Genomic DNA, 26,135 nt, shown 5'->3' with positions numbered 1-26,135 from the left:
AGCTTCCCGCCTCGTGAAAAAGGGCGCGTCAGGCGCCGAGCAGTTCCGCCATCTCGACCACGCGCTTCTCCCGCGCGCTCAGTTCCGCCGCCGCGCCGATGGCAACGGCCAGCAAGCCGTCGCGCGCGGTGACCTGAACCTCGCCCTCGCCGCGAACCGCGCGGGCGAAAGCCTCGTGCTGGTAGAACGTCGCGCCGTGGTGCGAGCCGGCATCCATCGCCGCCTCGTCCACCGCGACATGCCAGCGCTCGACCGCCTTGGGTCCAGGCCAAGGCACGCGCGGCGACCAGACGAGATCACCGGGCGGGATCAGCACGTCGAGACGGCCCTTGTCGCCGGTCGCGCTCATCTCTTCCTGATGCTCGGCGCCCTCGGCAAACATGCACAGATCGAGCAGCGCACGGGTGCCGTCTGCAAAATCGACAGTGGTGAAGCTGTTGTCGATGATGTCGGGCTGGCGGCCGTCATAACGCTCATCAATGTGGTTCACATCCATTGCGCCCGAGCAGTAGACGCGCACCGGCTCCGAACGGGTGATGAGCCGCATCAGGTCGAAGAAGTGACAGCACTTTTCCACCATGGTACCGCCGGTATTGGCCGAGAAACGGTTCCAGTCGCGCACCTTGACGAGGAACGGGAAGCGATGCTCGCGGATCGAGAGCATCTGCAAGCGGCCAACCCTGCCGCCGTGGATTTCATCGATGAAAGCCTTGGCGGGCGGCATGAAGCGGTATTCCATGCCGGTCCAGAACACCGCCTTGCGGGCCTCGGCGCGTTCGACCACCCAGCGGGCATCGTCCATCGTCGTGCAGAGCGGCTTTTCGCAGAGGATCGCCACGTCGCTGTCCAGCAGCGGTTCCAGCACCGCCCGGTGCGTGAAATTCGGCGAAACCACGACGACCGCATCGAGGCCCGCGTTGGCAATCATGCTGGCGCTGTCGGCATATTCGGCCACGCCCTCGGCCTCGACTCCCAGCGCGTCCTTGGCCAAGCCCAGCGAGGTCGGCTCAGGATCCGCAATTGCAACAACTTGGGCGCCTTCAAGGATTTTAAGGTTGTGGATGTGTTCCACACCCATCATGCCGGTACCGACGATCCCGTACCGCAAAGCGTCTTTCATTTCGGCAATCTCTATTATATCGGTTGAGAATATGACCCTCCCCCTATCGACCCAATCCGTCCCGCTCGGCAAGAGTGGAATTTCCGTTTTTCCGATTGCCTGGGGCATGTGGCGGCTCGCCCGAGCCGACGGCAATGACGATATCGGCGCCATTGTCGCGCGTATCGAAGCCGCTCTCGAAGCGGGCATCACACTGTTCGACACCGCAGATATCTACGGCTGCGACGCCGCGCTCGGCTTCGGCGGTGCGGAGCTGCTGCTCGGCAAGGCGCTCGCCGCCCGGCCCGACCTGCGCGCGCGTATGGTGATCGCCACCAAGGGCGGCATCGTGCTGGGCGTGCCTTACGATTCGAGCCCGGAATATCTGAACAAGGCGCTCGAAGCCTCACTGGAACGCCTCGGCCTGCCGTCGGTCGAACTCTACCAGATCCACCGCCGCGATTTCCTGGCCCACCCGCGTGACGTGGCCGCAGCCCTCTCCGCCATGGTCGAGAGCGGTAAGGTCAAGTCCATCGGCGTGTCCAACTACAGCCCCGCCGAGTTCGAGGCGCTGCAAGCCTTCCTGCCCTTCCCCATCGTCTCCACCCAGCCGGAATTCTCGGCCGCGCGTTATGCGCCGCTCTATGACGGCACGCTCGATCAGGCGATGGCCCGCGATGTGGCAGTACTGGCATGGTCGCCGCTCGGTGGCGGCCGCCTTGCTTCGGGTTCGGAAGAGCCGGTCGCGAAACTGCTGGCCGCGCAGGGCGAACGCTTTGGCACCGATGCCGCCGCTGCCGCGCTCTCGTGGGTCATGGCGCATCCCTCGCGCGCGATCCCCATCGTTGGCTCGCAGAACCCGGAACGCATCCTCGCCTCGCGCGATGCGCTCAAGGTCGAATGGACCGCGCCCGAATGGTATGCGGTGCTGGAAGCCTCGATGGGAGCACGCCTGCCGTGACGTTGCCCCCCTGCGAGATCAGCTGGTTCTCGGCGCTCTGCGACGACGACTACGAGTTCCTCGGCCAGCCGGACCCGATGCTGCGCTCCAGCTGGGAGCACTGCCGCAATATCGTGACCGCCGCCGAGGAGGGCGGTTTCGACAACGTGCTGCTGCCTTCCGGCTATGCGCTCGGCATCGACACCACTGCCTTTGCCGCAGCCATCGCCACGCAAGTCCGCCGCATCAAGCTGCTGATGGCCGTGCGCATCGGCGAGATGTGGCCTGCCCAGCTTGCCCGCCAGATCGCCACGATTGACCAGATCTTAGGCGGCAGGCTGAACATCAACATCATTTCCAGCGAAATGCCGGGCGAAACGCTCGACGGCGGCGCACGCTATGAGCGCACCACCGAGGCCATCGAGATCCTGCGCACCCTGCTCTCGGGCCAGCCGCTCGATCATCAGGGCCGGTTCTGGAACCTGAAGCTCGACGCGCCGCGCATGATCGCGCCGGGTTCGAAGTGTCCGCCGCTTTACTTCGGCGGCCTGTCGGAGCCCGCCCGCGAAGTCGCCGCCAAGGGCTGCGACGTCTACCTCATGTGGCCGGATCGCATGGAGGCGGTGAAGGAAACCATCGCCGACATGCGCGCCCGCGCGGCGAAATATGGCCGCAGCTTGCGCTTCGGCTACCGCGTCCACGTCATCGTGCGCGAAACCGAAGCGGACGCACGCCTTGCCGCCAACCGCCTGCTCTCGCGCCTCGACGCGGCCGAGGGTGCGGCGATCCGCGCGCGTTCGCTCGACTCCCAGTCGGTCGGCGTGCAGGCGCAGGCGGCTTTGCGCGAAACCGCGAGCGATGACGGCTACGCCGAGGACAATCTGTGGACCGGCATCGGCCGTGCCCGCTCGGGCTGCGGCGCCGCCATCGTTGGCGATCCGGATCAGGTACTGGCGAAGCTTCAGGCCTATCGCGAAGCCGGGATCGATGCCTTCATTCTCTCCGGTTATCCGCATGCGGCGGAGGCGGATCTATTCGCCCGGCATGTGCTGCCTAGGATCGATCACGGCCCATTGTCGCTCTGATTTCAGGCGTTTCCCGGTTCCTCCACTGCAAGGGGAGGTGGCAGCGGCAAAGCCGCTGACGGAGGGGTGAAACGGGCTCGGGCGTGGCGCCACGCCGAGAGCCCGACACCCCTCCACCACCCTTCGGGCGGTCCCCCTCCCCTTGCAGGGGAGGATTTTGGGGCGTCCCGGATGTGGACCGGCGCGAGTAAACGCGTACGAATTCCTTGCGCCATCGTGGCCTCAACAATGCCGTCGCCCCCGCGAAGGCGGGGGCCCCGCTGCCTTTCCTCCACGCTCGCCAAGAACAAGCGGGGTCCCCGCCTCCGCGGAGACGACGGAGAGTATTTGGGCGGATCTCAACGCCATTCCGCCGCCCCCAATCGCATCCCGGAGACTAGAATTTCTTGTTCGCGCACGTCTGGCCCCACCGCTAGACCACAGGCTCAGAACAGAAGGTCCGCGATGTCGATTTCCCCCCGAGCCCCGATGAACCGCCGCAAGGCGCGCCGCGCATGACTCTCTCTCCGCGCCGCCGCTGGCTGCTCTTCACGCTCGCCCTGACGGCCGGCGTGCTCAATCTCGTCGACCGCCAGATCATCTCGGTGCTCAAGCCCACGATCGCTGCCGACCTTGGCTGGACGGACAACGATTACGGCACACTGGCGGCATGGTTTCAGGCAGGCGCGGCATTCGGCTTCCTTGCGGCAGGCTGGATCGTTGACCGGCTGGGCGCGAAATGGGCCAATGCGGCAGGCGTCGCCGCCTGGTCGCTGGCAGCGATGACCCATGGCTGGGCCAGCAGCTTCAGCCAGTTCGTGCTCTGCCGCATCGGCCTTGGCGCCACAGAATCGATGGGCACTCCGGCCGGCGTGAAGACCATCGCGACGATCTTCCCGCCCAATCTGCGCTCGCTGGGCTTTGGCCTTACCAACATGATGAACAGCATCGGCGCGATCCTTGCGCCGCTGGCGATCCCGGTGGTCGCAGCGTTCTGGGGCTGGCGCGCAGCGTTCGTGATCGCAGGCCTGATCGGCCTTGCGTGGGTGCTGGCATGGCTCACCGCCTCGCGCGGCGTGGATTTCGGCGACAGCCAGCCCGCCGCCCCCGGCAACGTCCTCTCCGGCGACAAGCTGTTCCTCAAGGAAGGCCGCACCTGGACCATCGCCCTCGCCAAGGTCCTGTCGGACGCGACCTGGTGGCTGATGCTGTTCTGGATGCCGGACTACTTCCACCGGCAGTTCGGCCTTTCCGGCACCGAACTCGGCCCGCCGCTGGCGCTGGCCTATTGCGGATCGGCGGCGGGTTCGCTGCTGTCGGGCTATGCCGCCAATCGGCTGCTGTCGAAAGGCTGGAGCGCCAACCGCACGCGCAAGACGCTGATGCTGATCTCCGCGCTTTGCGTGGTGCCGGTGCCGCTGGCACTCCATGCGCAGGAATACTGGATGGCAGTCGGCCTGATGGCGCTGACGTTGGCCGGGCATCAGGGTTTTTCGACCAACCTGTTCGGCCTCATCGCCGACGTCACCCCGCGTCACAAAGTCGGCCGCGTAACCGGCTTCGGGGCATTCTGCGGCAACCTTGGCGGCACCGCGATCAGCAAGATTGCCGGGCTCGTGCTGGCCGCCGGGCTCGGTTACGGCCCGCTCTTCGGCTTCGCCTCGGTATCGTACCTGCTGGCGCTGGGGTGGATCCAGATCACCATGCCCAGAATCATCCCTGCCGAGGATACGTAGGATCACCTCGTCTCCCGCATGGGGCGACTAAAGGAAAACTATCTTTCTCAACTGAATTGGTTGACTATGGTCCGCGCGGTTCAAGGGAGACAAGAATGACCATGACACCGCTCCGCGCCGCCCGCACTCTGCTGCTGGCATCCGCGGTTCTCTTCCCGGCAGCGGCCTATGCCGACGAGGCTGCCGACCGAAGCGCCATCACCCCGCAGCCGGGCGAGATCGTCGTTACCGCGCGTTATCGCGATGAATCGCTCCAGCAGGTTCCGATCGCGATCACCGCCGTCAGCGGCCAGTCGCTCAACGACCGCGCGATCCACACGCTGCAGGACCTCTCCAACACCGTTCCCTCGATCGACTTCCGCAACGGCGCCTCCAACAAGGACCGCACCGTCTTCATTCGCGGCGTCGGCACGATCAGCACGTCTCCGGGCGTCGAATCCTCCGTCTCCACCGTGCTAGACGGCGTCGTGCTCACCCGCCCGGGCCAGGCGACGCTGGACGTGGGCGAAGTGGAGCGCATCGAAGTTCTGCGCGGCCCGCAGGGCACGCTGTTCGGCAAGAACGCCTCGGCCGGTGTCATCAGCATCGTCACTGCCGCGCCCTCGCAGCAGTTCCACGCCTATGCCGAAGGCTCCGCGACGACCGACGAGGAATATCGCATCAAGGCCGGCGTCACCGGCGGCATCGCGCCCGGCATTTCGGCCCGGATCGACGGCCTCTATGCCAATTATGACGGCAATGTGCGCAACGTCTACACCGGCAACGAGGTCAACGGCTACGAGCGTTACGGCGTGCGCGGCAAGATCCAGGCGCAGGCGACCGACACGCTGAAGCTGACGCTCGCGGGCGATTACCTGCACTCGCACGACACCACGCCGAGCGGCGTCTACGCCAGCACCAGCCAGATCGCCTATCCCACCGGCGCGGTCACGCAGTCCCCGGCGCTCGCCGCGTTCCTGGCCAGCCAGGGCATCACCGCCGGCCCGGAGAACCGCAAGGTCAGCACCAATTTCGACACCGATGTGCGCGACCGGAACTACGGCGGATCGCTGACGGCCGAATGGGGCATCGGCGACTACACCGTCACCTCGATCACCGCCTATCGTGAGTGGAAGAACGAGCAGCATCAGGACTATGACGCCCTCTCGCAGCTTTCCGCCACGTTCCCCGAGGGTGAGGACTTCGGCACGGTCGACAACCACCAGTTCTCTCAGGAACTGCGCCTGACGTCGCCGAAGGGCAAGTTCATCGACTATGTGGTGGGCGCTTACTACCTCCACACCAAGACCGATGAAGTCTACACCCGCGCGCTCACCCGCCTGATCTCCGGCGCCGAGAACACCGTGACGGGCGTGGCGAATTACGGCGTCACCGGCGATAACTACGCGGTGTTCGGTGAGGCCAATATCAACTTTACCTCGTGGCTGCGCGCCATCGCTGGCTATCGTTCGACTTGGGACGATCTCAGCTACTACCACGTGCGCACGTCGACCAACGACCCGACCAATTCGGGCTCGCCCTCGCTCGATGTCGCGGGCATCCGCGCCTATCACAACTCGGCGGATTCGACCTCGACACGCGGCGATTCCTATCGCGGCGGCATCCAGGCGGACTTCCTGACCAACAATCAGGCCTATTTCACCTATTCGCGCGGCTACAAAGGCCCGGCCTACAACGCCTATTTCAACATGCGCTCGCTCAACGCGACCACGCCGCTGGATGAAATCGCGCTGAAGCCGGAAACCTCTGACTCGTTCGAAGGCGGAATCAAGGGATCGGCGCTCAATCGCCAGATCACCTATGCGCTGGCGGTCTATTCCACCAAGTTCCACAACTATCAGGCCAATTACAACGATGTGGTGGGCGGTGCGCAAGTCACCCGCCTGATCAACGCGGGCACCGTGCAGACCAAGGGCGTGGAGTTCGACTTCGGCCTGCACCCGATCCCGGGCCTCTCGCTCGATACCTCGGTCGCCTATACCGACGCCAAGGTGATCCACTTCATCTGCCCGGCCGGTGCGCCGTCGAGCTGCGATATCGACGGACAGGTCCTGCCGTTCGCGCCGAAGTGGAAGCTCTACAGCAACGCAGCCTATCGCTTCGCGCTGTCGAACGCGCTGGACCTCGAAGTGCAGTCGGACATCACACTGAAGAGCCGCACGCAGTACCAGTTGACCGAAACGCCGGGCACGGTGCAGCCGGGCTACTATGTGTGGAATGCCAGCGTCGCGCTGATCGGCACGACCGGCGACTGGCAGCTGCGCGGTTTCGTGAAGAACATCACGAACCAGAGCTACTCGAACTACCTCGCCAACGGCACGCTGGCCGGGATCGTCCGCTACGTGCCGCGTGACGACAAGCGCTATGCGGGCATTCTGCTGCGCAAGGACTTCTGATTGAGCGGGCTGCGGGGGGGGCGGAAGCCCATCCCCCGCAGTTCGTCATCTGGACTTCAAGCATCTTGGTGAGCCTGCCTCAATCTCCCTGCGCCCCGAAGGACAATGTACCGTTTCAGTTTCAGTGCGCACCCTGAATTTCATTACGGGCGGCTTCCACGATGAAGGCACTGCGGGTCAATCTGCGAGCCGCCGCTGCTGCGTCGATCGCGTCGAGAATACCGCGATCAAGGGAGAGGTTCACCCGCACCGATTTGCCAGCAGCAGTCAGACGAGGAACAGCGAGCAGAAACGCACCGGCGGCCAGATCATCGCTCACTTCAGCAGCGATCGTCGCCATATCGCGCGGAGTCGCTTCTTCAGCATCTTCGAACCAGAGTTCGAGCGCTTCGCAGGCATTGGGCAAAACGTCTTCCATGTGATCCGCTGCGGAAAAGCAACCCGGAAGATCGGGAAAGGTTACGCCAAAGGCACTGTCAGCGTCTTTGTGGACGAGTGCAAAAAAGGTCTTCATAACTGTTACTCCCGGAGCCGCCTCAGAGCCAACCCACCATCTTGGCTATGCTGCGCGCCGTGCCCAACGGCAGGTCTTTTTTGGGATGGGGAACGATCACCATTTGGTCACCCTTACGGAACTTGTGATGCGAGCCCTTGCACGAAACGAGTTCCCACCCTTCCGCCTCGAGACGCTTGACGATCTTCTTGCTATCCCGCTCCATGCGTAAATATATACACACTTACCGTGTGCTCAGCAAGTTTTTTGCGCACATATTTGCGCAATTTAGAGGTGGGCGACACAAAACGCGGCAAGCGAAGTGAAAATCCACGCCGATCAGCCCTTCAAAGGCCCTCGCCACCCACCCAATGGGCGTCGGCCAAATAGCGCGCAAGGTTCCAGACCTGCCGCCGGATATCCGGCACCGCCACGATCTCCCAGGCCTCGCCCTTGGTCACCGGGCCGACGGCGAAAAGCGTATCCTGCGGCTTGCCCTCGGCATCGCGCACGCGGCCGAGATGTTCGACATCCAGCCCCAGCCGGTGCTCGTCCGGCCGAACCCGGCCCTGTGCGAGCAAATCCTGCACCAGCGGCAACCCGCTGCGCAGCAGGTCGCCCTCGGGCCCGGTGCAATTGATCACCCGGCAGACTTCCAGCCTTTCCAGCCGGTCCTCGCCGCGCGGACGATAGTCCACCGCAACGCCCCGATTCGTCGCCTGCGAGCCGGCCAGCTTGCCGGCAACGAAGTCCAGCCGTCCTTCCGCTTCCAGTTCCGCCAGCCGCTTCGCCACATCAGGCGCGAGGCGATGCCGGTGGACATCCCAATAGGGCCGCAAGTGCCGCAAGAAGCGGCGCTGGGCGGCAGCATCATGACGGCGCCAGAGGTTCTGCGTGTGCGGCCGCTGCTCGTCCACCGCCGCGCGCCAGCCAATCGCCTTGGCACGCTCCCGGATCTGGCGGACCAGTGCGGAACCGCGCGCATCGGGCGCCGGGACGTTCTCGACCGCCGGGCCCGTCTCGGCGTGGGCGTGCGGCTTCAATCCGCGCCGCGACAGCGCGGTGATCCGCCCGTTGAACCCTGCCTTGTCGAGCGAGAGGATCATGTCCGCCGCCGTCAGCCCCGTGCCGATCAGCAGCACATGGCCCAGCGCCTTGGCATCGGCGACCGCCCCCGGATTCCACGGATCGGCGAAGCAGCGATCCTCGGGCAGCGCCGCCAGTGCCGAGTGCGGCGCGGGCGGGAAGTTGCCCAGCGCCAGAACCAGCGAACGGGCCTCGATCTCGCTGCCGTCGTCCAGTTGCACAGTGACCTGTCCGTCTCCGAAACGCGCCGACAGCGCTTCAGCGCTGACGATCTGCGCCCTCGGCCCGGCATCGGACAGCGCCTTGATCAGCAGTTCGCGTAAGTAGAGGCCATAGGTCAGGCGGGGCACGAAGCGATTGGCCTGTTCCTCCCCCGTCTGGCCGATCCAGCGCAGGAAGTTCGCCTGATCGTCGGGAAAGGCGCTCATGTTGGCGGCGCGCACGTTGAGCAGGTGCTCCGGCCCCCGCGTGCCGAACGCGAGTCCCTTGGCAAGCTGCGTCTGGTTGCGCTCGATCAGCACCACCCGCACGCCCTGGCGGATCAGGTTGATGGTCAGCAGGGTGCCACTGAACCCGGCGCCGACTACGGCTATGGGAAGGTCGCTGGGTTCGACTTTGGGGAGCATCTGATTCATGTCGCCTCCAGCCTATCCGCATAGCCGCCCATTTATCAACCATTTTGGTTGAGAATAATGCCGGTATTATGGGGAAAGGCGCAAAACCGGGAAATTACGCGGCACGAGATGCCAGTTCCTCGCCTGATAACGCCCTGTAGCAACGCTTCATGGGCCCGCGGGCGACGACCGGTGCATGGCTTACGACGACGCCCGAATGATAGCCTGACGAGCAAGCGAATCCCCGTTGACAGAACATTGTCCACCGTTATGGTTGAGAATGTAAGGCGCACCACGAGTCCGCCTTTCCCAGGCCTCCGCGCAAAGCCCGCGAAGCCTTCCGTGCAGGTCGTCAACGACAGCACTCCCATCCCGTAATTTTCGATGCTGCACGCCACCCGCGCCGCAGCCGATGAGGAGATTGTGCGATGAATGCCGTCACCCATGCTACCCGCCCTGCCGAAACCCATGCCGTCGGCGATTTCGAAGTCATCCGCGTAGAGGCCAATCTTGGCGCAGAGATCCGGGGCCTCGACCTTACCGGCCCGGTCACCGACGAACTGGCCGACCTGCTCCGCAGTCTCTTGTGGGAACATCAGGTCCTGTTCTTTCGCGACACCGGAATCGATGATGCCAAACAGGCCGAAATCGGCCGCATCTTCGGCCCGCCGGTGGCCGACAGCATCGCCAAACGCCGGGGCGTGAAGGACGAGGACATCGTCCCCTTCAACACCGGCCCCTATTCCAACGGCTATTACGGCACGCCCTGGCACGCCGACGCCACGTACCTCGAAACGCCCTATCAGGTATCCATCCTGCGCAGCGTGATCGCGCCGGAATTCGGCGGCGACACCGCCTTTTCCAGCGGCATCTCCGCCTACGAAGCGCTCCCCGAAGAGGTGAAGCAGAAGATCGATAGCCTCGATGCCATCCACCGCCCGAACGGCAAGGCCTACCGGCTTATCGACGATGAGAAGGAACTGGCCGATTACCTCGCCGAATATAGCGGCGTGGCCCATCCCGTGGTCATCACCCACCCCTTCAACGGCCGCAAGGTGCTCTACGTCAACGAGGGCTTCACCAAGGAAGTGGTCGGCCTGCCGGAAGACGAGAGCAAGGAACTGCTCCGCACCCTGACGCACCAGTTCTACCGGCCGGAAAACATCGTGCGGTTCAAGTGGCAGCCGGGCTCGCTGGCGATCTGGGACAACCGCTCCGTCCAGCACTACGGCGTGGCCGATTACGGGCAGGCGCAGCGTCAGCTCGTCCGCATCGTCGCCCAGGGCGACCGGCCGCGCCGCTGAACCCGCCGATCTCCGCCCCTTCCAAAAAAACTGAGCAAGGGTTCGCATCCGTGACCAATCCCCGTCGCCTCTCCGGTTTCCTTGCCTTGAGTTCCGTTGCCCTGCTGGCAGCCTGCCACTCCTCTTCCAAGCAGGACGAGCAGCCCACCCTGCGCGTCGCCGACCAGCTCCACACGCTGCAATCGGCGATCGGCGCGGCGGGCGAGGGCCAGCCCAAGTCCTACCAGATCCAATGGTCGAATTTCCTCGGCGGCCCAGCCGTGGTCGCCGCCGAGACCGGTGGATCGGTGGACCTTGGCTGGATGGCGGAAACGCCGATGGTCTTCGCGCAGGCAGCGGGGAGCCCGGTTAGGGTCGTCGCGGTCAGCAGAGGGCTGAAACCGGGCACTTCCAACATCGCACTGGTGGTGGCAGCCCATTCGCCGATCCATTCGGTGGCCGACCTCAAGGGCAAGAAGATCGGTTATGCGCCCGGAACGATCTCGCAATATCTGGTCGCGCGCCTGCTCGATCAGGCGCACCTGAACTTTGACGACATCACCTCGGTCAAGCTCTCCGGCATCAGCACTTCGATCCTGGACAGCGGCACCGTCGATGCCTTCACGGCCGCCGAACCGATGCTCACGCAAGGGATCGAGGCCGGCAAGCTGCGCGTGCTGGCCTATGGCGGCCAGCCGGTCACACCGGGATATGGCTATCTCGTGGCTTCCGAGGCCGCGCTGGCCGATCCCAAGCGCGCCGCGCTCATCGCCGATTTCGTCGAGCGTGCCGCCCGTTCGGTGAAATGGCAGCGCGAGAATGTCGACAAGGCTGCGACAGCCTCCGCCAAGGCCTACAACGTCACCCCCGCACTGGCCGGGCAGATCCTGCGCCGGATGCCACTGGGCTATACCCCGATCGATGCCTCGATCGTGGCCGGCCACCAGCAGGAGGCCGACCTGTTCCACAAGTTCGGCCTGATCCGCCAGCGGGTCGATGCCTCGAAACTGTTCGACCACCGCTTCGATGCGTTGGTCCGTACCGTGGAGAACGGACGATGAATGCTCCCTTCTTCGATCCCGGCCCCCTCGTTCGCCCGGCGATCCGCGCGAAAGAGGACAAGCCGGACCGCCTTTCGCTGGCCCGCCGGGCGATCGGGCCGCTGCTCGTGCTCGCGCTCTGGGCAGGAACGACCAGCGCCGGTCTGGTGAGTGCCACGACCCTGCCCTCCCCCAGCGCACTCGCGACAACATTTGCGCATTTGTGGACCGAACAGGCGCTGCCCCACCAGATCACCGTCTCGCTCACCCGCGCTCTGGCGGGCGCCGCGCTCGGCATATCGCTGGGGCTGCTGCTCGGCATCATCGCCGGGCTGACGCGGCTTGGCGAGGAACTGTTCGACGCAACCTTGCAGATGATGCGCACCGCTCCGCCGCTGGCTTTGGTGCCGCTGTTCATCGTCTGGTTCGGCGTTGACGAAACGCCCAAGCTGCTGCTGATCGGCCTTGCGACGCTGTTCCCCATGTACCTCAACACCTACTCGGGCGTGCGCAATGTCGACCGCAAGGTGGTTGAGGCCTCCCGCACTTTCGGCCTCAGGGGCCCGCGCCTGATCCGCGAGGTGATATTGCCGCTGGCCCTGCCATCGATCCTCACGGGTCTGCGCTTTTCGCTCGGCGTATCGCTGCTGATGCTGATCGCGGCCGAGACGATCAATGCACAGGCCGGGCTCGGCTACCTGCTCAACACGGCACAGGTCTACCAGCAGGTCGACGTGATCCTCGTCTGCATCTTCATCTACGCCGTGCTCGGCCTTGGCGCCGACCTTTTCGTTCGCCTGCTCGAAAGATTTCTCATGCCGTGGCGCGCCAATCTGGCAGCGCGATAGGAGACCGACGATGCTGCATTCCGCACCTTCCAAGCCTTCCGCTTCCGTCCACCCGCTTTTCGTACAGGAAGTGCTCCGCAATCGCGAGATCGACCCCTTCGAGGGGCGTCCGCAAGCCGTAGCCGTACAAGGCGTCTCGCGCCTGTTCCACGGCCGCCCCGTGCTTGACGGGGTGGACCTGTCGATCCGGCCAGGCGAGTTCGTCGCGTTGCTCGGCGCCTCGGGCAGCGGCAAGACCACCCTCCTGCGCATCCTCGCCGGACTCGACGCCCCCGACAGCGGCGAGGCCTGGGTGCCCGAGGCACGGACCGTGGTGTTCCAGGAACCCCGGCTGATCCAGACCAAAAAAGTCTGGAAGAACGTCGTGACCGGCCTTTCCGGCCGCGCTGCGGCACGCCACGTGGCGGCCGAGGCACTGGCCGAAGTGGGCCTTGACCACCGCGCCGACGCATGGCCCGCCACGCTTTCAGGCGGCGAGGCGCAGCGCGCGGCGCTGGCCCGCGCACTGGTGCGCAAGCCGCGCCTGCTGCTGATGGACGAACCCTTCGCCGCGCTCGACGCGCTTACCCGCCTGCGCATGCAGCGGCTGATCGGCGCGCTGTGCCAAGCGCATTCACCGGCAACGCTGCTCGTCACCCACGATGTCGAGGAAGCGCTGCTGCTGGCCGACCGCGTGCTGGTGCTGCGCAACGGCCGTATCGCCTATGACAAGCGCATCACGCTGGAGCGTCCGCGTGTCGCCAGCGGTCAGGAATTCGACGCCTTGCGCAGCGAACTGCTGTCAGAACTGGGCGTGCATGAGGAAAATCCAGTGCCCGCCTGAAGCGGCAAAGGAATGTAAACCGGTCAATCCCAACCCTCAGCCGTCATCCCCGCGAAGGCGGGGATCCCGCTTCTTGCGTGCGAAACGAGAAGTTGAAAGGCAGCGGGGCCCCCGCCATCGCGGGGGCGACGAAGCAGTGGAACGGCAAGTTTAGCGCCATATCGAATCCGAGCGGACATCCAACGCCGAATTCATCCGCGCACCTTAGCCCTGCTCCACGGACTCGCGAAGCTCGCGAAAACCCGTTTCGATATGCTGCCGCGTAGCCAGCATGGCCGTGGCGGTATCGCCTGCGATCAGTGCGGCCAGCATATCGTCATGCTCGTCGGCGGCGCGACTGACGCGCCCTTCGAGCCGGTTGATGAGGTCGAAAGGATAGCGGGCCCAGAGAATCTGCACGAAATGCAGCGTCTGCGGCATCGCGGCAATCTCGAACATGCGGTGGTGGAACCGGTAGTTCGCCGCGCGCGCCGCTTCGTTGTCGCCCGCCGTGAAGGCCGCGGCGAACTCACCGGCCAACACGGTCAGTTCGGCGATGTCGGCCCCGGTGACGTTCTCCACCGCGCCGCGCACAAGCTGGGTCTCCAGCAGGATACGCAAGTTCAGGACCTCGCTCGAAGCCTCAATGTCGAAAGGCGCGACAGTGGCGCCGCGATGGCTATCACCGATCACGTAGCCCTCGGCCGAAAGCAGTTTCAGCGCCTCGCGGACCGGGGTAATGCTGGTCTTGAGCAGCGTGGCGATTTCCTGCTGCTTGAGGCGGGAGCCACGGGGAATCCGGCCCGAGATGATGCCTTCGCGCAGGAAGTCCGCAACCTGCTCTTCCTTCGTGCGAAACGGCATCATCGCATTGGTCGTCACTTGCGCATCACCCCTTTTGTCGCACCGGTGCCCAGGCGAAATCGCCGGGTTGATAGGCCTTGGCTGCCCCCGCTGACAACAGCGCCGCTGCTTCCTCCCCCGAATAACCGAGTTCGGCGAGCAGCGCTTCGGTATGTTCGCCGATCTCCGGCGGCGGCAGGCCGGGTTCGACAGGGCCGACGCCCGCGAATTCGGGAACTTCGAACTGGAGCCCGCGATATTCCACATCGCGCAGCTTCCCCGGCTGACGGGCCTGCGGCGCTTCGAGCACGCGTTCGAGCGGCATGACTTCGTGGAAGCCGAGGCCCGCGGCTTCGAGCCGGGCCACGGCTTCGTCGAACGTGAACCGCGCAACCGCTATGCGCACGGCCTCTTCCACGGTTTCGCGGGCCTTCTTGCGGTCGCGCAGCCTGGCGAATTCGGGGGTATCATGCTCGGGCATGGCGAGCGCTCCGGTCAATCGCGCCCAGTGCGCATCGGTGAGGACAAGCAGGTAGATCCAGCGCTGGTCCGATGTGAGATAGGCGCCGTAGCCGGGCATCGAGAACTCGCCCCCGCCCTCTTTTTCAAGGCGGCCGAGCAACTGCGTCTTGAGCTGCATGCCCGCCAGATCGCGCGCGGCCAGATGGAGGCCGGTCTCGTAGAGGCCCACCTCGATCCGGCGGGCAGCCTCGTCGGCATCGGGATCGAGCAGTGCGGAAAGCACGCGGATCACCGCGTAAGTGCCGGCGAACTGATCGTGGTAGGACGGGCCGAAGCGCGTCGGCCGGTCGTCCACGCGGTGGTCGTCCATGGCCCCGGTCGCCGCCTCGGCAATCGGGTTGGTCATCAGCCCTTCGGCCTGCGGGCCATGGGTGTAACCCTTGATATGGACGTGGACGAGACGCGGGTTCACGGCCATGCAATCGTCCGCCGTAACCCCCAGCTTGCGCGCCGCCGAGGGCGCGAGATTATGGATCACCACGCGCGACGTGGCGACAAGACGGCGGAACACCTCCTTGCCCTCTTCCGTAGTCAGGTCGAGGCAGATCGCCTTCTTCGAATGGCTATAGGCGATGATCGTCCCGGAGGGTCCCCCGCGCACCAGAGAACGCGTGGTATCACCTGCGGGCGGCTCGATCTTGATGACCTCCGCCCCCAACTGCGAAAGAATATGCGTCGCGAACGGCGCCGCGATCATGGTGCCGAGTTCCAGCACGCGCATGCCCGAAAGGGGCCTGTTTCCCTTGCTCATGCCTGCCTGGCTAGCAATAATGCATTATCCATCATAGCTGCGTCGCATCCGCCCGGCGATATCCGGCGCGTCAGAGCGGCTTGCCGCAAGCCTCCATCGGCAGCGAGAAGCGAGTGTCGGTCAGGAAGGCGTGGTCGGTCAGGCTGTCGAGGAATGCGAGAAGCGCGTCCATATCAGGCTCCGACACGGAAATGCCGTCGTGCACGCGGATGGCGTCGGCAAGCGTGGGTGCGGAGCCGTCGTGCAAATAGGGTGCGGTGACTGCCGCGTTGCGCAGGCTCGGCGTGCGGAACTTGCCGAAATCGTCGCGGGATGCGGTGACTTCCGCCAGTCCCGCATCGCTGCCAGTGGCGCCGATGCGGTGAAACTTCCCGTCCGTGAAGTCCTTGCCGGCGTGGCAGGACGCGCAGGACTGCTGGAATACCGCCAATCCCCGCCGGGCTTCCGCAGAAAAGCCATCCGCCTGCCCGGCCGCGAACCGGTCCCACGGACTGCTGCGCGAGACCAGCGTCCGCTCGAATGCGGCGATCGCGCTGACCGTATTGTCATAGTCGATCCGGCCACCTCCGCGCGGAAAGGCCTTGCGGTACATGGTGCGATAGCAGGGATCGCGCCCAAGTCTTTTCGGTATCTCCGCCTCATGCCCGGTCATCGCCATCTCCACCGGATGCTCACCGAGTATCGGCACGGCGGCCTGCTTTTCAAGCTTGGTCTGGCGCGGATCGGCCCATGTCAGCGGCGATAGCGAAGCAAGGTTCTGGAGGCCGGGGACGTTTCGCCGCCCGGGATCGCCAAGCGCGCCTGGATGCATGCGATTGCCATCCGCGAAAGCGTGGTGCTGTTCATGACATGTCCCGCAGGACATCGTCCCGTTGATCGAGAGGTCCGCGTCGTAGAACAGCCGCCGCCCCAATTCGACTTTGGCCGCGCTGTCTGCGCGCACCACAGCGCCCGTCTCCCGCCCCTCACCCGATCCCGAAACGGCGAGCAGGCCGAAAAACGCAGTGGCGATCAGCAACAGGCCCGGCAGGGCATAACGCATGGCAGCGTCAGGGTAGCCGGGCGATCAACAGCGGCAGCCGGGATTCGGAATTGGCCGAAATCTGAAGCTGATAGTCGCCGGGTTCAAGCGTGAAGTCGACCATCTTGCGAATGCCCGAACAGTCCGGCCCATGGCCATGCGCGATGGAAGAGACGGCGGCGCCCCCCTTCACCACATCGATCCACGCGGCCGATCCAAGCGCCACGCGGTACTTGCCGGGTTCTGTAATCGTGAAGGCGAAAATCCCGCCAAAACTGACCGATCCGCCCGGCTTTTCAGGCCTTAGCGCAAAGTGGACTTCGGGCGTGGGACGCAAACCGCCATCGACCGCCTTGCCCACTTCAAGCCGCGCCGCGGAGAGACCGTGCGCGTCCCCCGCTGCCACCAGGGTCGTCCGCGAGTTCCATGCCGAGAGTTCGGCTGGCAGCGCGACAGGGGTGGAAGGACAGGCGATCGGGTCGGGAACAACGTTCGCCATCTCCTGAGCCCCGGCCGCGCCGGAGGCCAGCAATGCAGCGAGCGCCCAACCGCCGGATAAAACCCCGATACCGCGTCCCGTCACCATGAGTCCCTCATTTCGTTGCACTTTCGCGTCCGCAAAAAACTATATACGGCCGGATATAGAGAATCGCCAGAGCGGCGACAGTACAAATCATGGGGGTTTCAGTCATGCGTCTTGCATCCGCGTTTGCGGTTACTCTTTCCTGCGCGCTCGCCGCGCCTGCGCTGGCGCAGTCCGCTGCGCCGTCCGACCAGACCGAACGCAGCGATGCCTTCACGCTGGGCCAGATCATCGTCACGGCGCCCTCGCCGACTGCGCCCTCGATCACATCGTCCACGCTCGATGCCGAAGCCATGCAGTTGTTCAATCGCACCAGTCTGGACGACGCGGTGAACCTCATGCCCGGCGTGTCTTCGTCGAACAGCGGCGGATCCCGCAACGAACGCCTGATCAACGTGCGCGGGTTCGACCGTTTTCAGGTCCCGCTCTCGATCGACGGCATCCGCGTCTACCTGCCCGCCGACGGACGGCTGGACTATGGGCGCTTCCTCACCGCCGACATCTCGCAAGTGCAGGTCGCCAAAGGCTACGCCTCGGTGCTGGACGGCCCGGGCGCGATGGGCGGGGCGATCAACCTCGTCACCCGCACCCCCACGCAGCCGATCGAGGCCGAGGCGCGCGGCACGCTGAACCTTGGCCGTGAGGCGGAGTATAGCGGCTACAACCTCTTCGCCCTGCTCGGCACCCGGCAGGACAAGTGGTACGCGCAGGCCAGCTACACGCGCAATTTCACCGATCACTGGGACCTTCCCGGCAGCTATGAGCCGACGCCCGGCTCCGCCGAGGACGGCGGCCACCGCGACCTCTCGCGCACCGAGGACTGGCGCGTGAACGCCAAGGTGGGCTTCACACCCAATGTCACCGACGAATATTCGCTGAACTACACCCGGCAGGAAGGATCGAAGAACGCGCCCCTGCACATAACCGATCCGGTCTCCAGCCAGCGCAACTGGTCGTGGCCGTACTGGAACATCGACAGCATCTACTTCCTCTCGACCACCGCGCTGGGTGACTATGGGACGCTGAAGACGCGCGTCTACCGCAATAGCTTCGACAACCTGCTGAGCGCCTTCGACGACGCGACCGAGACCACTCAGACGAAGCCGCGTGCCTTCAACAGCTACTATGCCGACACCGCGTGGGGCGGCTCTGCGCAGCTCGATGTCGATGTCAGCCCCGCCAACCGCCTGAGCGTGGCCGCGCATTACCGGCGCGACAAGCATGTCGAATGGCAGCAGGTCTTCCCCTCGGGCGCGACCGAGCCGAAGCAGACCAGCATCGAGGAAACCTACAGCATCGCCGCCGAAAACCGGCTCGCCTTCAGCCCGACACTCGCGCTGACGGCCGGCGTCAGCTTCGACTGGCGCGATCTTTCCAAGGCCGAAGACTACGCCAATAACGCACTGATCGAGTACCCGCTGCACAACGGCAAGGCGCTGAATGGACAGGCGCAGCTCAACTGGACGCCGGACTCGCAAACCAGCTTCCACGCCAGCATATCGTCGCGGGCGCGCTTCCCGACGATCTTCGAACGCTTCAGTTCACGCTTCGGCGGCGCGGTATCCAGCCCGGATCTCAAGGCCGAGCGCGCAACCAATTACGAGATCGGCGGCACGCGCGATTTCGGCCCGCTCCATGCCGAAGCGGCCCTGTTCTATTCGCACCTCAACGATGTGATCGTCGCTTTTCCGTTCCTTTATCAAGGGCAGCCAGTCACCCAGAGCCGTAACCTTGGCAGCGGCAATTACTACGGCGGCGAGATCGCCTTGACCGCAAAGCTTGCCAACACGCTGAGCCTGGGCGGCAATTACACCTACACCCACCGCGACCTTGACGATCCGACCAACAGCGCCTTCCAGCCAACCGGCGTGCCGACACACAAGGCTTTCGTCTGGGCAGACTGGTCGCCGCTCGATGGCCTGCACGTCCTGCCCAATGCGGATATTGCCTCGAACCGCTGGACGGTGAACACCGCCGGCACGCGGTACTACCGCACGGGCAGCTATGCGCTGGCCAATCTCACAGTCAATTACGCGCTCTATCGGGGTGTGGAAGTGGGCGCGGGCGTGCGCAACCTGTTCGATGACTACTACGTGCTCACCGATGGCTTCCCCGAGCCGGGCCGAAGCTTTTTCCTGAGCTTCCAATACAAGTACTGAGGCGCCGTCCTCACTACTGCATGGTCAATCCCGCCGCTTCCGCCGCGCATGTCGCGGCGGGCGGCGCGGATGGCCGGGACGCGAGTTCAACCCGCGCGGCATCGAGATCCGCGCGGAAGGCCTTGTCCGCATTGAGGCGCGCGACGGCCGCCGCCGCCATCAGCCGTCCCGCCTTCACGTCGCTGGCCCAGTGGGCGTTGCAGACCAGCCGGCTCTCGCCGAAAGCATAGCCTCGCTGGAGGATGGCGTCCGTGCGGTCCGGCACCAGTTGGGTGAAGATCAGGGCCCAACCCCATCCGAGCGCGCTGTGGCCCGAGGGATAGGAGCCATCGGTCCGCAAGGTGGCTTCATCGGCGGGAAGGCAAGTGCCGTTGCCATGCGCGACAAAGGGGCGGACGCGCTGGTAGTGATCCTTCGCCTTGTAGGTCGACAGGCCGATATCGATCATCGACTTGCCCAGCAGCCGGTAGAGCACCGGCGTCCGCTTCGGATCGGGCGTGACCCCGGCGGCACAGGCGAACGTCTGGAAGGCATGGGCCGGCTTGAGATCGGCATCGCTGGCCGCCTGCACGAAACGCGGCGAGCCCGGCGCGCGTGTCATCGCCTTGCTGACTTCCTCATCGCGTGCAAAGGCTGCCGATTCCGCCGCAGGCGGTGGCGGCAGCAGCGCCAGACTGTCAGGTAGTTGGTCCATCGGCAGATAGCCCTTGGGCATGCCGGGAGGCAGCTTTGCGGTGATGCTCGGCACCGATCCGGCTGGCGTTCGGGCCGAAGTCTGGCCGTCCGGCGCCTGAGCCGCCGCCGAGACGAAAGTCGCGGCGGCGGCCAGGGAGGACAGGAGTGCGGCGCTACGCACTCCTCCCATCAACTCGATCCGGCGGAAGCGTCAGCCATCTTGGCGATTGCATCGTCGATGGTGAAGCTGTTGGGACGCTGAATCGGCGGGAAGTCCTTGAAAGTATCCGCAAACATCGCGGCGCCCGTTTGTGCGGCGTAGATGAAGTACGCGTTATACAGGAACCAGTCGTAGTACGTGTTCGACGTGATATCGGCGAATTCGTACGGATCGGTTCGCAGATTGAACAACTTGGGCAGTCGCAGCCGTGTGAAGGGCTCGGCCCAGACTTGCATCGTTCCCTTGCAGCGCTGTTCGAGGAACACCAGTTTCCAGTTGTCGTAGCGCATGGCGAGAATGTCGCCGTCATCGCTGATGTAGAAGAAGAAGTTGCGCGGGCTCTTTTCTTCCTTGCCGGTGATGTGGCCCAGCAGGCTCACCCCGTCGATGTGGTTCTTGTAGGTCCGGCCGATCGCAGAGTAGCCGTTCTTCACTTTCTCGACGATGTCGGGCGCGCCGGCCATTTCGAGGAACGTGGGCAACCAGTCGTGATGCTGAACGATACCGTTGGAGACCGACCCCGGCGTCACCTTGCCCGGCCAGCGGATCACCAGCGGAATGCGGAAAGCGCCTTCCCAGTTGGTGTTCTTTTCGCTGCGGAACGGCGTCATGCCGCCATCTGGCCAGGAATTGCGATGCGGGCCGTTATCGGTCGAGTACATGACGAAAGTGTCGTCGGCGATGCCCATCTCGTCGAGCGCGTCGAGCACTTCGCCCACGTTTTTGTCATGATCGATCATGGTGTCGTGGTAATTGGACTGCCAGCGGCCGGCCTGGCCGAGGCTTTCCTTCTTGGTGTGCGTGAACATGTGCATGTGGGTGGTGTTGAGCCACACGAACCACGGCTTGCCCTCCGCTTCCTGCTTCTTCATGAAAGCGAGCGCCGCAGCCACGAACTCGTCGTCGCAGGTCTCCATCCGCTTCTTGGTGAGCGGGCCGGTATCCTCGATCTTCTGCTTGCCCACCTTGCCCCAGCGCGGCATTTCGGTGGGATCGTCCACGTCGGTCGCCCAGCTATGAATCACGCCGCGCGGACCGAAACGCTCCTTGAAGTGCGGCATATCCGGTTCGTGCGCGGGATAGTGCTCCATCTCCGGCTCTTCCTCGGCATTGAGGTGATAGAGGTTGCCGAAGAACTCGTCGAAACCGTGGTTGGTGGGCAGCATGTGGTTGAGATCGCCCAGGTGGTTCTTGCCGAACTGCCCGGTCGCATAGCCCTGCTCCTTCAGCAGCGCAGCGATAGTGACGATCTTCTCGTTCATGCCGATGGGAGCGGCCGGAATACCCACTTTCGACAGTCCGGTGCGCAGCACGCTCTGCCCGGTGATGAAGGAAGAGCGGCCGGCCGTGCAGCTTTGTTCGCCGTAGCTGTCGGTGAACTTCATGCCTTCCTTGGCAATCCGGTCGATGTTCGGCGTTCGATAGCCCATCAGACCATCGGTATAGCAACTCAGGTTGCTGATTCCGATGTCATCTCCCCAGATTACCAGAATGTTCGGCTGTCCGTTCGGCATCAGACTTTCCCTTCGAGTATTTCAGCCAATAGTCGAAGGTTCGGCGGCCCGTATCTATCGGTAGTTTCCCTGAACATCGGATATTGTGCCACCGAAGCTCGACACGCCTGATTTTATTCTCCCAAGACCTCGCATTTCAGCGGAATACCCCCGGAGACCCTTCCGCAAATCCTAGGGTAATCCCCCATTCATGCGCGGTCTTCGGTGCTTCAGATTTGCCGGGGACATTTGCCGATCATCCATGACGCACCCACTGGAGAAGCCTGCGATGGAATTCGTCAAACATCTCCTGCCGCTGATGCTGACGGGCAGCCTTGCCTTGATGATCATCGCAGCGGGCGTCGCATCCGCGCGCGGGGATTTCGCCTATGTCCTCGCCCGCCCGGCGCTGCTCGGCCGAGCGGTGGTGGCCATCGTTGTTGTCCCTGTCCTCATCGCCGTCCTCGTCATCGCGCTGTGCCCGATTTCCCATTCGGCGAAGGCCGGGATCTTCCTGATGGCGATTTCTCCCGTCGCGCCGCTCATGCCGGGCAAGGCCCTGAAGTTCGGAGGCCACGGCACATACGTATACGGCCTGCAGGCGGCCGGTGCAGTGCTGGCGCTGCTGTTCGTGCCGACACTGGGCATGCTGGGCTCGAAGTTCTACGAAGTGGACGCCCATTTCCCGATCGGCGTAGTCGCCCGGAACATCTTCGTCGGGCTGGTGATCCCGCTGGGAATCGGACTGGTGCTGGGCCGTCTGGTCTTGCGGAAGGTTTCACCGGCGCTTCCCCGCACGCTCATGATCATCGCCAACCTGCTGCTGATACTCGCGTTTCTGCCGATCCTGGCCAGCCTCCTGCCGGACATCGGGGCACTGGTCGGCGACGGGACCATTCTGGCCATGGCGATCGTGGTCGGCGCGGCCCTGATCGGAGGGCACTTGCTCGGCGGTCCCGACCCGGCGAACCGCGCGACGCTCGCGTTCTCGGCATCAATGCGTCACCCCGGCATCGCGCTTGCCCTTGCCGGAGCCAACCATGCCAACAAGGCGATAACCGCTGCCGTGCTGTTGTTCCTCCTTGTCGGCCTGGTGGTACTTATTCCCTACCAGATCGCCCTCAAGCGCAAGGCCGCACCGGCCTGAAGAAGGCCTATCTCCGCCTCACGATCTCTGCCCGAATACGTGCGCGAGCGGATCGCGCGTGAGCGGCAGCGTCGAAGTCGGCGGTTCAGTTCTGTCTTCTCAAATCACCTGCAAGGCACCGCCGGCAGCAGCGGAGGCGCGCATGGCGTCCATCACCTGCATCGTCGCCAACCCATCTGCAAATGTCGGAGGCGCAATCGACGAACCCGCCTCAGTCCCCGCGATCCGGGCCATCAGTGCCTCGCACAGGCGCGTGAAGGGCCCCATCTCGAAGTGCGAAAGCCGGTCAGCAGGCGGTGGAGGAGGAAGCTGCAAATCCGCAGGCACCGGCAATTCGCGAGTGCCGCTCCTGTCGGCCACGAACACTTTGCCGCCTTCGATCCAGACGGTGCCTTTCGAGCCCGCGCAGCGGCACAGGCTCGCAGGTGCCCCCCAGGCCCCGGCCGATTGCTGCATCGAACCCTCGACGCCGTTCTTCAACAGAAAGCGCATCGAATAGCTGTCTTCGGCAACGCTCTCGCGGTGCGACACGACCATCAGGTTGGCGCTCAGCGAGTGGAAATCGCCAAGCCACGCCCGGATCTGGTCGATCAGGTGCGACCCGCCCGCACCGAGCCATCCGCCGCCGGCTTCCACATCGAACCACCACTTCGGCAATCGCGCCTCGGGATCGGCGCAGAACGGGATGAACTGGTCCAGCACCAGGAATCGCGGCTCCCCGATCAGGCCTTCGGAGATCGCGCGGCCGAACAGCGCACGCTCAGGCAGCCAGCGGAATTCGTGCGAGACCATATGGACAATCCCGGCGCCTTCGGCGGCCTCCAGCAAGGCCTTGCCCTGCGCCGCATCGAACGCGAAAGGCTTCTCGCAAAGCACATGACAGCCCCGCGCGATCGCCGTTCGCGCAAGCGCCGCATGGGTGCTCGGCGTGGTCGCGATAGTCACGATCCTTGCGCCGGTTGCGCTGATCGCCTCGTCAAGATCGGTGAAGAATGCGGGAATGCCGAGCGATGCAGCCTTGCGCTCCAGACGCTCGGCGTTTCTGCCCACCAGCCCGACGATATGAAAACCGGCTGCTCGCAGGGCCGGAACGTGGATTCGGCAGCCAAAGCCGGTGCCGACGACCAGGACGCCGAAATCTGCCGTGCCCATAGCTACGCTTTCCCTTCCCCATCCACGCTTCGGCGTGTTCGTTCGGGCAAGCTATGATAGTCAATACTATCTTACAAGCCGCCACCGCGATAGGGCGAGGATATAGCGCGGCTCAGAGCCGGCCGTGGGCCCGCTCAAGCGCTATTCCGGCAAGGTTCTGTCCGCGCCGGACATACCGGATCCGCACGCGATCGAAATCGCGGACCAATGTCTGAAATGTGGCAAGGTATGCGGCAAATCTGGGCGCAACGCGGCGGGTAGCGCCATTGATCTGGTCCACGACCATGGTCGAATCGCCAAGCAGGGTCACATCCCTGACGCCAAGCGCGCGCGCCATTTGCAGCGCCTCGATAGCGGCGAGCCATTCCGCATCGTTGCTGTCGCCGTCCCCCAGATCGGTCCGGAGGAAGGTTTTTCCTCCCGCGACTACCGCCGTTTCGATCGGCCCGGGATTGGGACGACAGCCGCCGTCGAAATAGATCTTCACGAATGCGCTGCGCCGGGATTGCGGGCAAACCAGATAACATGATCCGCGCCCCCTTCGCGGGCGCATTCATCCACGACGACTTCGGCCACGTGGAACCCCACTTCCTTGAGGCGCAGGACGAAGTTGGCGCAAGTCGAGGCCGACCAGACGGCAAGGATGCCGCCCGGCTTCAGCGCCAGACGCGCCGCCTTCAGCCCGCGAACGGTGTAAAGGTGATCGTTCTCCAGCCGCGTGATCCCCTCGGGCCCGTTGTCGACATCGAGCAGAATCGCATCGTACCCTGCCCGCGCGGAATCGATCAGCATCGCGACATCGTCGTTGACAAGCAGAACTCGCGGATCATCGAGGCAACCTGCGGTCAGGCGCTGCATCGGCCCGCGTGCCCATGCAATGATTTCCGGCACGAGTTCGGCCATCGTCACATGGGCATCGGGGCCCAGCACCGCCAGGGCCGCGCGCAAGGTATAGCCCAGACCATAGCCGCCGATCAGCAGTTCGGCCGCAGGCCGATTGCCAAGCCGATCGCACGTCATCGTCGCCAGCGCCTCTTCCGAGGCGCTGGCCCGAGTACTCATGAGTTCGGTGCGATCGAGCAGGATCGTGAACTCATCCCCCCGCTGCACCAGACGCAAATGCACGCCATCGGGCACTTCGGCAGTGTCTATCTGTTCGTGCCCGGCAATCGTGATGCGTTTGGGGGACGGAGGCGGCTCCGTAGCCGATTTTACCGTGATGACTTGCGTGCCTTGCGTGCAGCATAACGCGCATCACGCGCCGCCTTGAGTTCGGCCTCCGTTGGCGGGACCACGATAGCGGCGGCCTTTGCGGCTTCGGCGATTCTCTTGGCTTCGGCCCGCTCGGCGGCGCGCTTTGCCCGCAATTCCTCGCGCTCACGCGCCTTCTCGGCGCGTTCGGCCAGCACCGCGGGGTCGACTGCGGGCTTCGCCTTCAACTGGGCAAGCGCTTTCGCTCGTGCCGCCGAAGCAGCCGCAACGCGATCCTGAAAGCCCGGTTCCTTGTATCCTGCCATTGATTGTACCTGATGTTCCTCTGAGATCACGAGCGCGCGTAAGCGATGCGCCGACAACCATCCGCTGCGTGATCGTGCCTGAAGCGCCTAGCACGAAGAGTCTCCGGAAGCGACCTGCCAATATCGGAAGCGGTTTGGGGCTCGCGAAAACTTAAGGCAAAACGAATCCCACAGTCGCCTGCGCGACCGGTCGATGCTCGGCCTCCTGCCACAGTCTCACGTCGAGAGTGGCCAGCCTCCTGCCCAATTTCAGCACGCGCGCATCGGCAACGATCGGCGCCAGATGGCAGGCCCGCAAGAACGTGATGTTGAGCGTATTCGTAACTGCCATCGCCACCGGGCCAACGTGAGCCAGCACAACGGCATAGGCGGCAACGTCCACCAGACCCATGAGCGTGGGCCCGGAAACAATGCCGCCGGGCCGGACCATGTCACTGCCGGGGTTAAGCTGCATTCGCACATGCCCGGGTTCCACAGACACCAGATCGCCGAATGCCGGCCGGGCAGCCGCCGGAAATGCCGCGTCCAGAAAGAGCGCAAGTCCCGCAAGATCGAAGCGGAGCCGATCGTCGGAGATCGGGTTCTGAGATATTGTCGCCATTGGCGCACCGTACGGCATGGAAAGCGCCGGGCCCAGCGTTCTCCCAGTAT

Annotated in this window: 25 protein-coding genes; 10 read left to right on the top strand and 15 right to left on the bottom strand. The window is 64.4% G+C overall.

All coding sequences use genetic code 11. The features are described from left to right. Positions 1-28 precede the first annotated feature (28 nt). Positions 29-1,120 carry a Gfo/Idh/MocA family protein gene (locus tag AC1VVK_RS20625; RefSeq protein ID WP_482906613.1) on the bottom strand — a complete coding sequence of 364 codons (1,092 nt, stop codon included), beginning with the start codon at positions 1,118-1,120 and terminating at the stop codon, positions 29-31. Between the two features lie 31 nt (positions 1,121-1,151). Here AC1VVK_RS20625 and AC1VVK_RS20620 point away from each other — a divergent pair, with 31 nt between their 5' ends. From AC1VVK_RS20620 to AC1VVK_RS20605, 4 genes are all read left to right on the top strand, one after another. Beyond that, positions 1,152-2,060: an aldo/keto reductase gene (locus AC1VVK_RS20620; protein ID WP_132385926.1), complete on the top strand. Its 909-nt coding sequence runs from the start codon at positions 1,152-1,154 to the stop codon at positions 2,058-2,060. A gap of 2 nt (positions 2,061-2,062) precedes the next feature. Further along, positions 2,063-3,124, top strand: coding sequence for an LLM class flavin-dependent oxidoreductase (locus AC1VVK_RS20615; protein WP_482906750.1), 1,062 nt, complete (start codon positions 2,063-2,065; stop codon positions 3,122-3,124). 494 nt (positions 3,125-3,618) lie between these two features. Next, entirely contained in the window at positions 3,619-4,839 is a 1,221-nt protein-coding gene (locus AC1VVK_RS20610; protein WP_482906612.1) for an MFS transporter, read from the top strand. Positions 4,840-4,934: 95 nt separating this feature from the next. Then, positions 4,935-7,235, top strand: coding sequence for a TonB-dependent receptor (locus tag AC1VVK_RS20605; RefSeq protein WP_132385922.1), 2,301 nt, complete (start codon positions 4,935-4,937; stop codon positions 7,233-7,235). Positions 7,236-7,356: 121 nt separating this feature from the next. On the opposite strand, the gene AC1VVK_RS20600 is transcribed toward AC1VVK_RS20605, so the two are convergent. The 3 genes from AC1VVK_RS20600 to AC1VVK_RS20590 form a co-directional block, all read right to left on the bottom strand. After that, entirely contained in the window at positions 7,357-7,749 is a 393-nt protein-coding gene (locus AC1VVK_RS20600; RefSeq protein ID WP_482906611.1) for a type II toxin-antitoxin system HicB family antitoxin, read from the bottom strand. Between the two features lie 22 nt (positions 7,750-7,771). Further along, positions 7,772-7,954, bottom strand: coding sequence for a type II toxin-antitoxin system HicA family toxin (locus AC1VVK_RS20595; RefSeq protein ID WP_482906610.1), 183 nt, complete (start codon positions 7,952-7,954; stop codon positions 7,772-7,774). A 121-nt stretch (positions 7,955-8,075) separates the two neighbouring features. Further along, positions 8,076-9,449, bottom strand: a complete 1,374-nt coding sequence (locus AC1VVK_RS20590) for an FAD/NAD(P)-binding protein (RefSeq protein ID WP_482906609.1) — start codon at positions 9,447-9,449, stop codon at positions 8,076-8,078. A 407-nt stretch (positions 9,450-9,856) separates the two neighbouring features. Between AC1VVK_RS20590 and AC1VVK_RS20585 the strand changes: the two genes are divergently transcribed. From AC1VVK_RS20585 to AC1VVK_RS20570, 4 genes are read left to right on the top strand one after another with little or no spacing between them, the layout of a single operon-like run. Further along, the gene (locus AC1VVK_RS20585) at positions 9,857-10,732 is read left to right on the top strand and encodes a TauD/TfdA dioxygenase family protein (RefSeq protein WP_482906608.1); all 876 of its coding nucleotides are present in this window, start codon (positions 9,857-9,859) and stop codon (positions 10,730-10,732) included. A gap of 50 nt (positions 10,733-10,782) precedes the next feature. Further along, positions 10,783-11,772 carry an ABC transporter substrate-binding protein gene (locus AC1VVK_RS20580; RefSeq protein ID WP_482906607.1) on the top strand — a complete coding sequence of 330 codons (990 nt, stop codon included), beginning with the start codon at positions 10,783-10,785 and terminating at the stop codon, positions 11,770-11,772. Continuing rightward, positions 11,769-12,599, top strand: a complete 831-nt coding sequence (locus tag AC1VVK_RS20575; protein ID WP_482906606.1) for an ABC transporter permease — start codon at positions 11,769-11,771, stop codon at positions 12,597-12,599. Before AC1VVK_RS20580 ends, AC1VVK_RS20575 begins: the two co-directional genes overlap by 4 nt. A 10-nt stretch (positions 12,600-12,609) precedes the next feature. After that, a complete protein-coding gene (locus tag AC1VVK_RS20570) occupies positions 12,610-13,422 on the top strand; it encodes an ABC transporter ATP-binding protein (protein WP_482906605.1) in 813 nt (270 codons plus the stop codon). A gap of 204 nt (positions 13,423-13,626) precedes the next feature. Here AC1VVK_RS20570 and AC1VVK_RS20565 read toward each other — a convergent pair whose 3' ends face one another. The 4 genes from AC1VVK_RS20565 to AC1VVK_RS20550 form a co-directional block, all read right to left on the bottom strand. Then, complete coding sequence (locus AC1VVK_RS20565; protein ID WP_482906604.1) at positions 13,627-14,283, bottom strand: GntR family transcriptional regulator; 657 nt, start codon at positions 14,281-14,283, stop codon at positions 13,627-13,629. 7 nt (positions 14,284-14,290) lie between these two features. Beyond that, a complete protein-coding gene (locus tag AC1VVK_RS20560; RefSeq protein ID WP_482906603.1) occupies positions 14,291-15,517 on the bottom strand; it encodes a CaiB/BaiF CoA transferase family protein in 1,227 nt (408 codons plus the stop codon). Positions 15,518-15,587: 70 nt separating this feature from the next. Continuing rightward, positions 15,588-16,559, bottom strand: coding sequence for a cytochrome-c peroxidase (locus AC1VVK_RS20555; protein WP_482906602.1), 972 nt, complete (start codon positions 16,557-16,559; stop codon positions 15,588-15,590). Positions 16,560-16,566: 7 nt separating this feature from the next. Next, positions 16,567-17,124, bottom strand: a complete 558-nt coding sequence (locus AC1VVK_RS20550; protein ID WP_482906601.1) for a homogentisate 1,2-dioxygenase — start codon at positions 17,122-17,124, stop codon at positions 16,567-16,569. A gap of 104 nt (positions 17,125-17,228) precedes the next feature. Between AC1VVK_RS20550 and AC1VVK_RS20545 the strand changes: the two genes are divergently transcribed. Then, complete coding sequence (locus tag AC1VVK_RS20545) at positions 17,229-19,280, top strand: TonB-dependent receptor plug domain-containing protein (RefSeq protein WP_482906600.1); 2,052 nt, start codon at positions 17,229-17,231, stop codon at positions 19,278-19,280. 13 nt (positions 19,281-19,293) lie between these two features. Here AC1VVK_RS20545 and AC1VVK_RS20540 read toward each other — a convergent pair whose 3' ends face one another. Next, positions 19,294-20,145 carry an acid phosphatase gene (locus tag AC1VVK_RS20540; RefSeq protein WP_482906599.1) on the bottom strand — a complete coding sequence of 284 codons (852 nt, stop codon included), beginning with the start codon at positions 20,143-20,145 and terminating at the stop codon, positions 19,294-19,296. Next, positions 20,145-21,689, bottom strand: coding sequence for an arylsulfatase (locus tag AC1VVK_RS20535; RefSeq protein WP_482906598.1), 1,545 nt, complete (start codon positions 21,687-21,689; stop codon positions 20,145-20,147). The genes AC1VVK_RS20540 and AC1VVK_RS20535 overlap by 1 nt, the downstream gene beginning before the upstream one ends. A gap of 268 nt (positions 21,690-21,957) precedes the next feature. Between AC1VVK_RS20535 and AC1VVK_RS20530 the strand changes: the two genes are divergently transcribed. Beyond that, positions 21,958-22,815 carry a Na+-dependent transporter gene (locus AC1VVK_RS20530; protein WP_482906597.1) on the top strand — a complete coding sequence of 286 codons (858 nt, stop codon included), beginning with the start codon at positions 21,958-21,960 and terminating at the stop codon, positions 22,813-22,815. A 99-nt stretch (positions 22,816-22,914) separates the two neighbouring features. On the opposite strand, the gene AC1VVK_RS20525 is transcribed toward AC1VVK_RS20530, so the two are convergent. The 5 genes from AC1VVK_RS20525 to AC1VVK_RS20505 form a co-directional block, all read right to left on the bottom strand. Continuing rightward, positions 22,915-23,967, bottom strand: a complete 1,053-nt coding sequence (locus tag AC1VVK_RS20525) for a Gfo/Idh/MocA family protein (RefSeq protein WP_482906596.1) — start codon at positions 23,965-23,967, stop codon at positions 22,915-22,917. A gap of 112 nt (positions 23,968-24,079) precedes the next feature. Next, the gene (locus tag AC1VVK_RS20520) at positions 24,080-24,454 is read right to left on the bottom strand and encodes a reverse transcriptase-like protein (RefSeq protein ID WP_482906595.1); all 375 of its coding nucleotides are present in this window, start codon (positions 24,452-24,454) and stop codon (positions 24,080-24,082) included. After that, positions 24,451-25,104: a spermidine synthase gene (locus AC1VVK_RS20515; RefSeq protein WP_482906594.1), complete on the bottom strand. Its 654-nt coding sequence runs from the start codon at positions 25,102-25,104 to the stop codon at positions 24,451-24,453. The genes AC1VVK_RS20520 and AC1VVK_RS20515 overlap by 4 nt, the downstream gene beginning before the upstream one ends. A gap of 74 nt (positions 25,105-25,178) precedes the next feature. Beyond that, positions 25,179-25,484 (bottom strand): DUF6481 family protein, encoded by a 306-nt coding sequence (locus AC1VVK_RS20510; RefSeq protein ID WP_132385907.1) that lies wholly within the window; start codon positions 25,482-25,484, stop codon positions 25,179-25,181. A 151-nt stretch (positions 25,485-25,635) separates the two neighbouring features. Further along, positions 25,636-26,085 carry a PaaI family thioesterase gene (locus tag AC1VVK_RS20505; RefSeq protein ID WP_482906593.1) on the bottom strand — a complete coding sequence of 150 codons (450 nt, stop codon included), beginning with the start codon at positions 26,083-26,085 and terminating at the stop codon, positions 25,636-25,638. Positions 26,086-26,135 lie beyond the last annotated feature (50 nt).

The organism is Novosphingobium sp. BL-S-32, assembly GCF_056857055.1.
Note: the sequence above shows the minus strand (reverse complement) of the source record. Positions and strands in the feature narration are given on the sequence as shown.

What these genes read in the sequence shown, in the direction of transcription:
- AC1VVK_RS20625 (WP_482906613.1), bottom strand. Translation starts at nt 1,120, where the DNA reads ATGAAAGACGCTTTGCGGTACGGGATCGTCGGTACCGGCATGATGGGT.
- AC1VVK_RS20620 (WP_132385926.1), top strand. Translation starts at nt 1,152, where the DNA reads ATGACCCTCCCCCTATCGACCCAATCCGTCCCGCTCGGCAAGAGTGGA.
- AC1VVK_RS20610 (WP_482906612.1), top strand. Translation starts at nt 3,619, where the DNA reads ATGACTCTCTCTCCGCGCCGCCGCTGGCTGCTCTTCACGCTCGCCCTG.
- AC1VVK_RS20605 (WP_132385922.1), top strand. Translation starts at nt 4,935, where the DNA reads ATGACCATGACACCGCTCCGCGCCGCCCGCACTCTGCTGCTGGCATCC.
- AC1VVK_RS20600 (WP_482906611.1), bottom strand. Translation starts at nt 7,749, where the DNA reads ATGAAGACCTTTTTTGCACTCGTCCACAAAGACGCTGACAGTGCCTTT.
- AC1VVK_RS20595 (WP_482906610.1), bottom strand. Translation starts at nt 7,954, where the DNA reads ATGGAGCGGGATAGCAAGAAGATCGTCAAGCGTCTCGAGGCGGAAGGG.
- AC1VVK_RS20590 (WP_482906609.1), bottom strand. Translation starts at nt 9,449, where the DNA reads ATGAATCAGATGCTCCCCAAAGTCGAACCCAGCGACCTTCCCATAGCC.
- AC1VVK_RS20585 (WP_482906608.1), top strand. Translation starts at nt 9,857, where the DNA reads ATGAATGCCGTCACCCATGCTACCCGCCCTGCCGAAACCCATGCCGTC.
- AC1VVK_RS20575 (WP_482906606.1), top strand. Translation starts at nt 11,769, where the DNA reads ATGAATGCTCCCTTCTTCGATCCCGGCCCCCTCGTTCGCCCGGCGATC.
- AC1VVK_RS20570 (WP_482906605.1), top strand. Translation starts at nt 12,610, where the DNA reads ATGCTGCATTCCGCACCTTCCAAGCCTTCCGCTTCCGTCCACCCGCTT.
- AC1VVK_RS20560 (WP_482906603.1), bottom strand. Translation starts at nt 15,517, where the DNA reads ATGAGCAAGGGAAACAGGCCCCTTTCGGGCATGCGCGTGCTGGAACTC.
- AC1VVK_RS20555 (WP_482906602.1), bottom strand. Translation starts at nt 16,559, where the DNA reads ATGCGTTATGCCCTGCCGGGCCTGTTGCTGATCGCCACTGCGTTTTTC.
- AC1VVK_RS20550 (WP_482906601.1), bottom strand. Translation starts at nt 17,124, where the DNA reads ATGGTGACGGGACGCGGTATCGGGGTTTTATCCGGCGGTTGGGCGCTC.
- AC1VVK_RS20545 (WP_482906600.1), top strand. Translation starts at nt 17,229, where the DNA reads ATGCGTCTTGCATCCGCGTTTGCGGTTACTCTTTCCTGCGCGCTCGCC.
- AC1VVK_RS20540 (WP_482906599.1), bottom strand. Translation starts at nt 20,145, where the DNA reads ATGGGAGGAGTGCGTAGCGCCGCACTCCTGTCCTCCCTGGCCGCCGCC.
- AC1VVK_RS20535 (WP_482906598.1), bottom strand. Translation starts at nt 21,689, where the DNA reads ATGCCGAACGGACAGCCGAACATTCTGGTAATCTGGGGAGATGACATC.
- AC1VVK_RS20530 (WP_482906597.1), top strand. Translation starts at nt 21,958, where the DNA reads ATGGAATTCGTCAAACATCTCCTGCCGCTGATGCTGACGGGCAGCCTT.
- AC1VVK_RS20525 (WP_482906596.1), bottom strand. Translation starts at nt 23,967, where the DNA reads ATGGGCACGGCAGATTTCGGCGTCCTGGTCGTCGGCACCGGCTTTGGC.
- AC1VVK_RS20510 (WP_132385907.1), bottom strand. Translation starts at nt 25,484, where the DNA reads ATGGCAGGATACAAGGAACCGGGCTTTCAGGATCGCGTTGCGGCTGCT.
- AC1VVK_RS20505 (WP_482906593.1), bottom strand. Translation starts at nt 26,085, where the DNA reads ATGGCGACAATATCTCAGAACCCGATCTCCGACGATCGGCTCCGCTTC.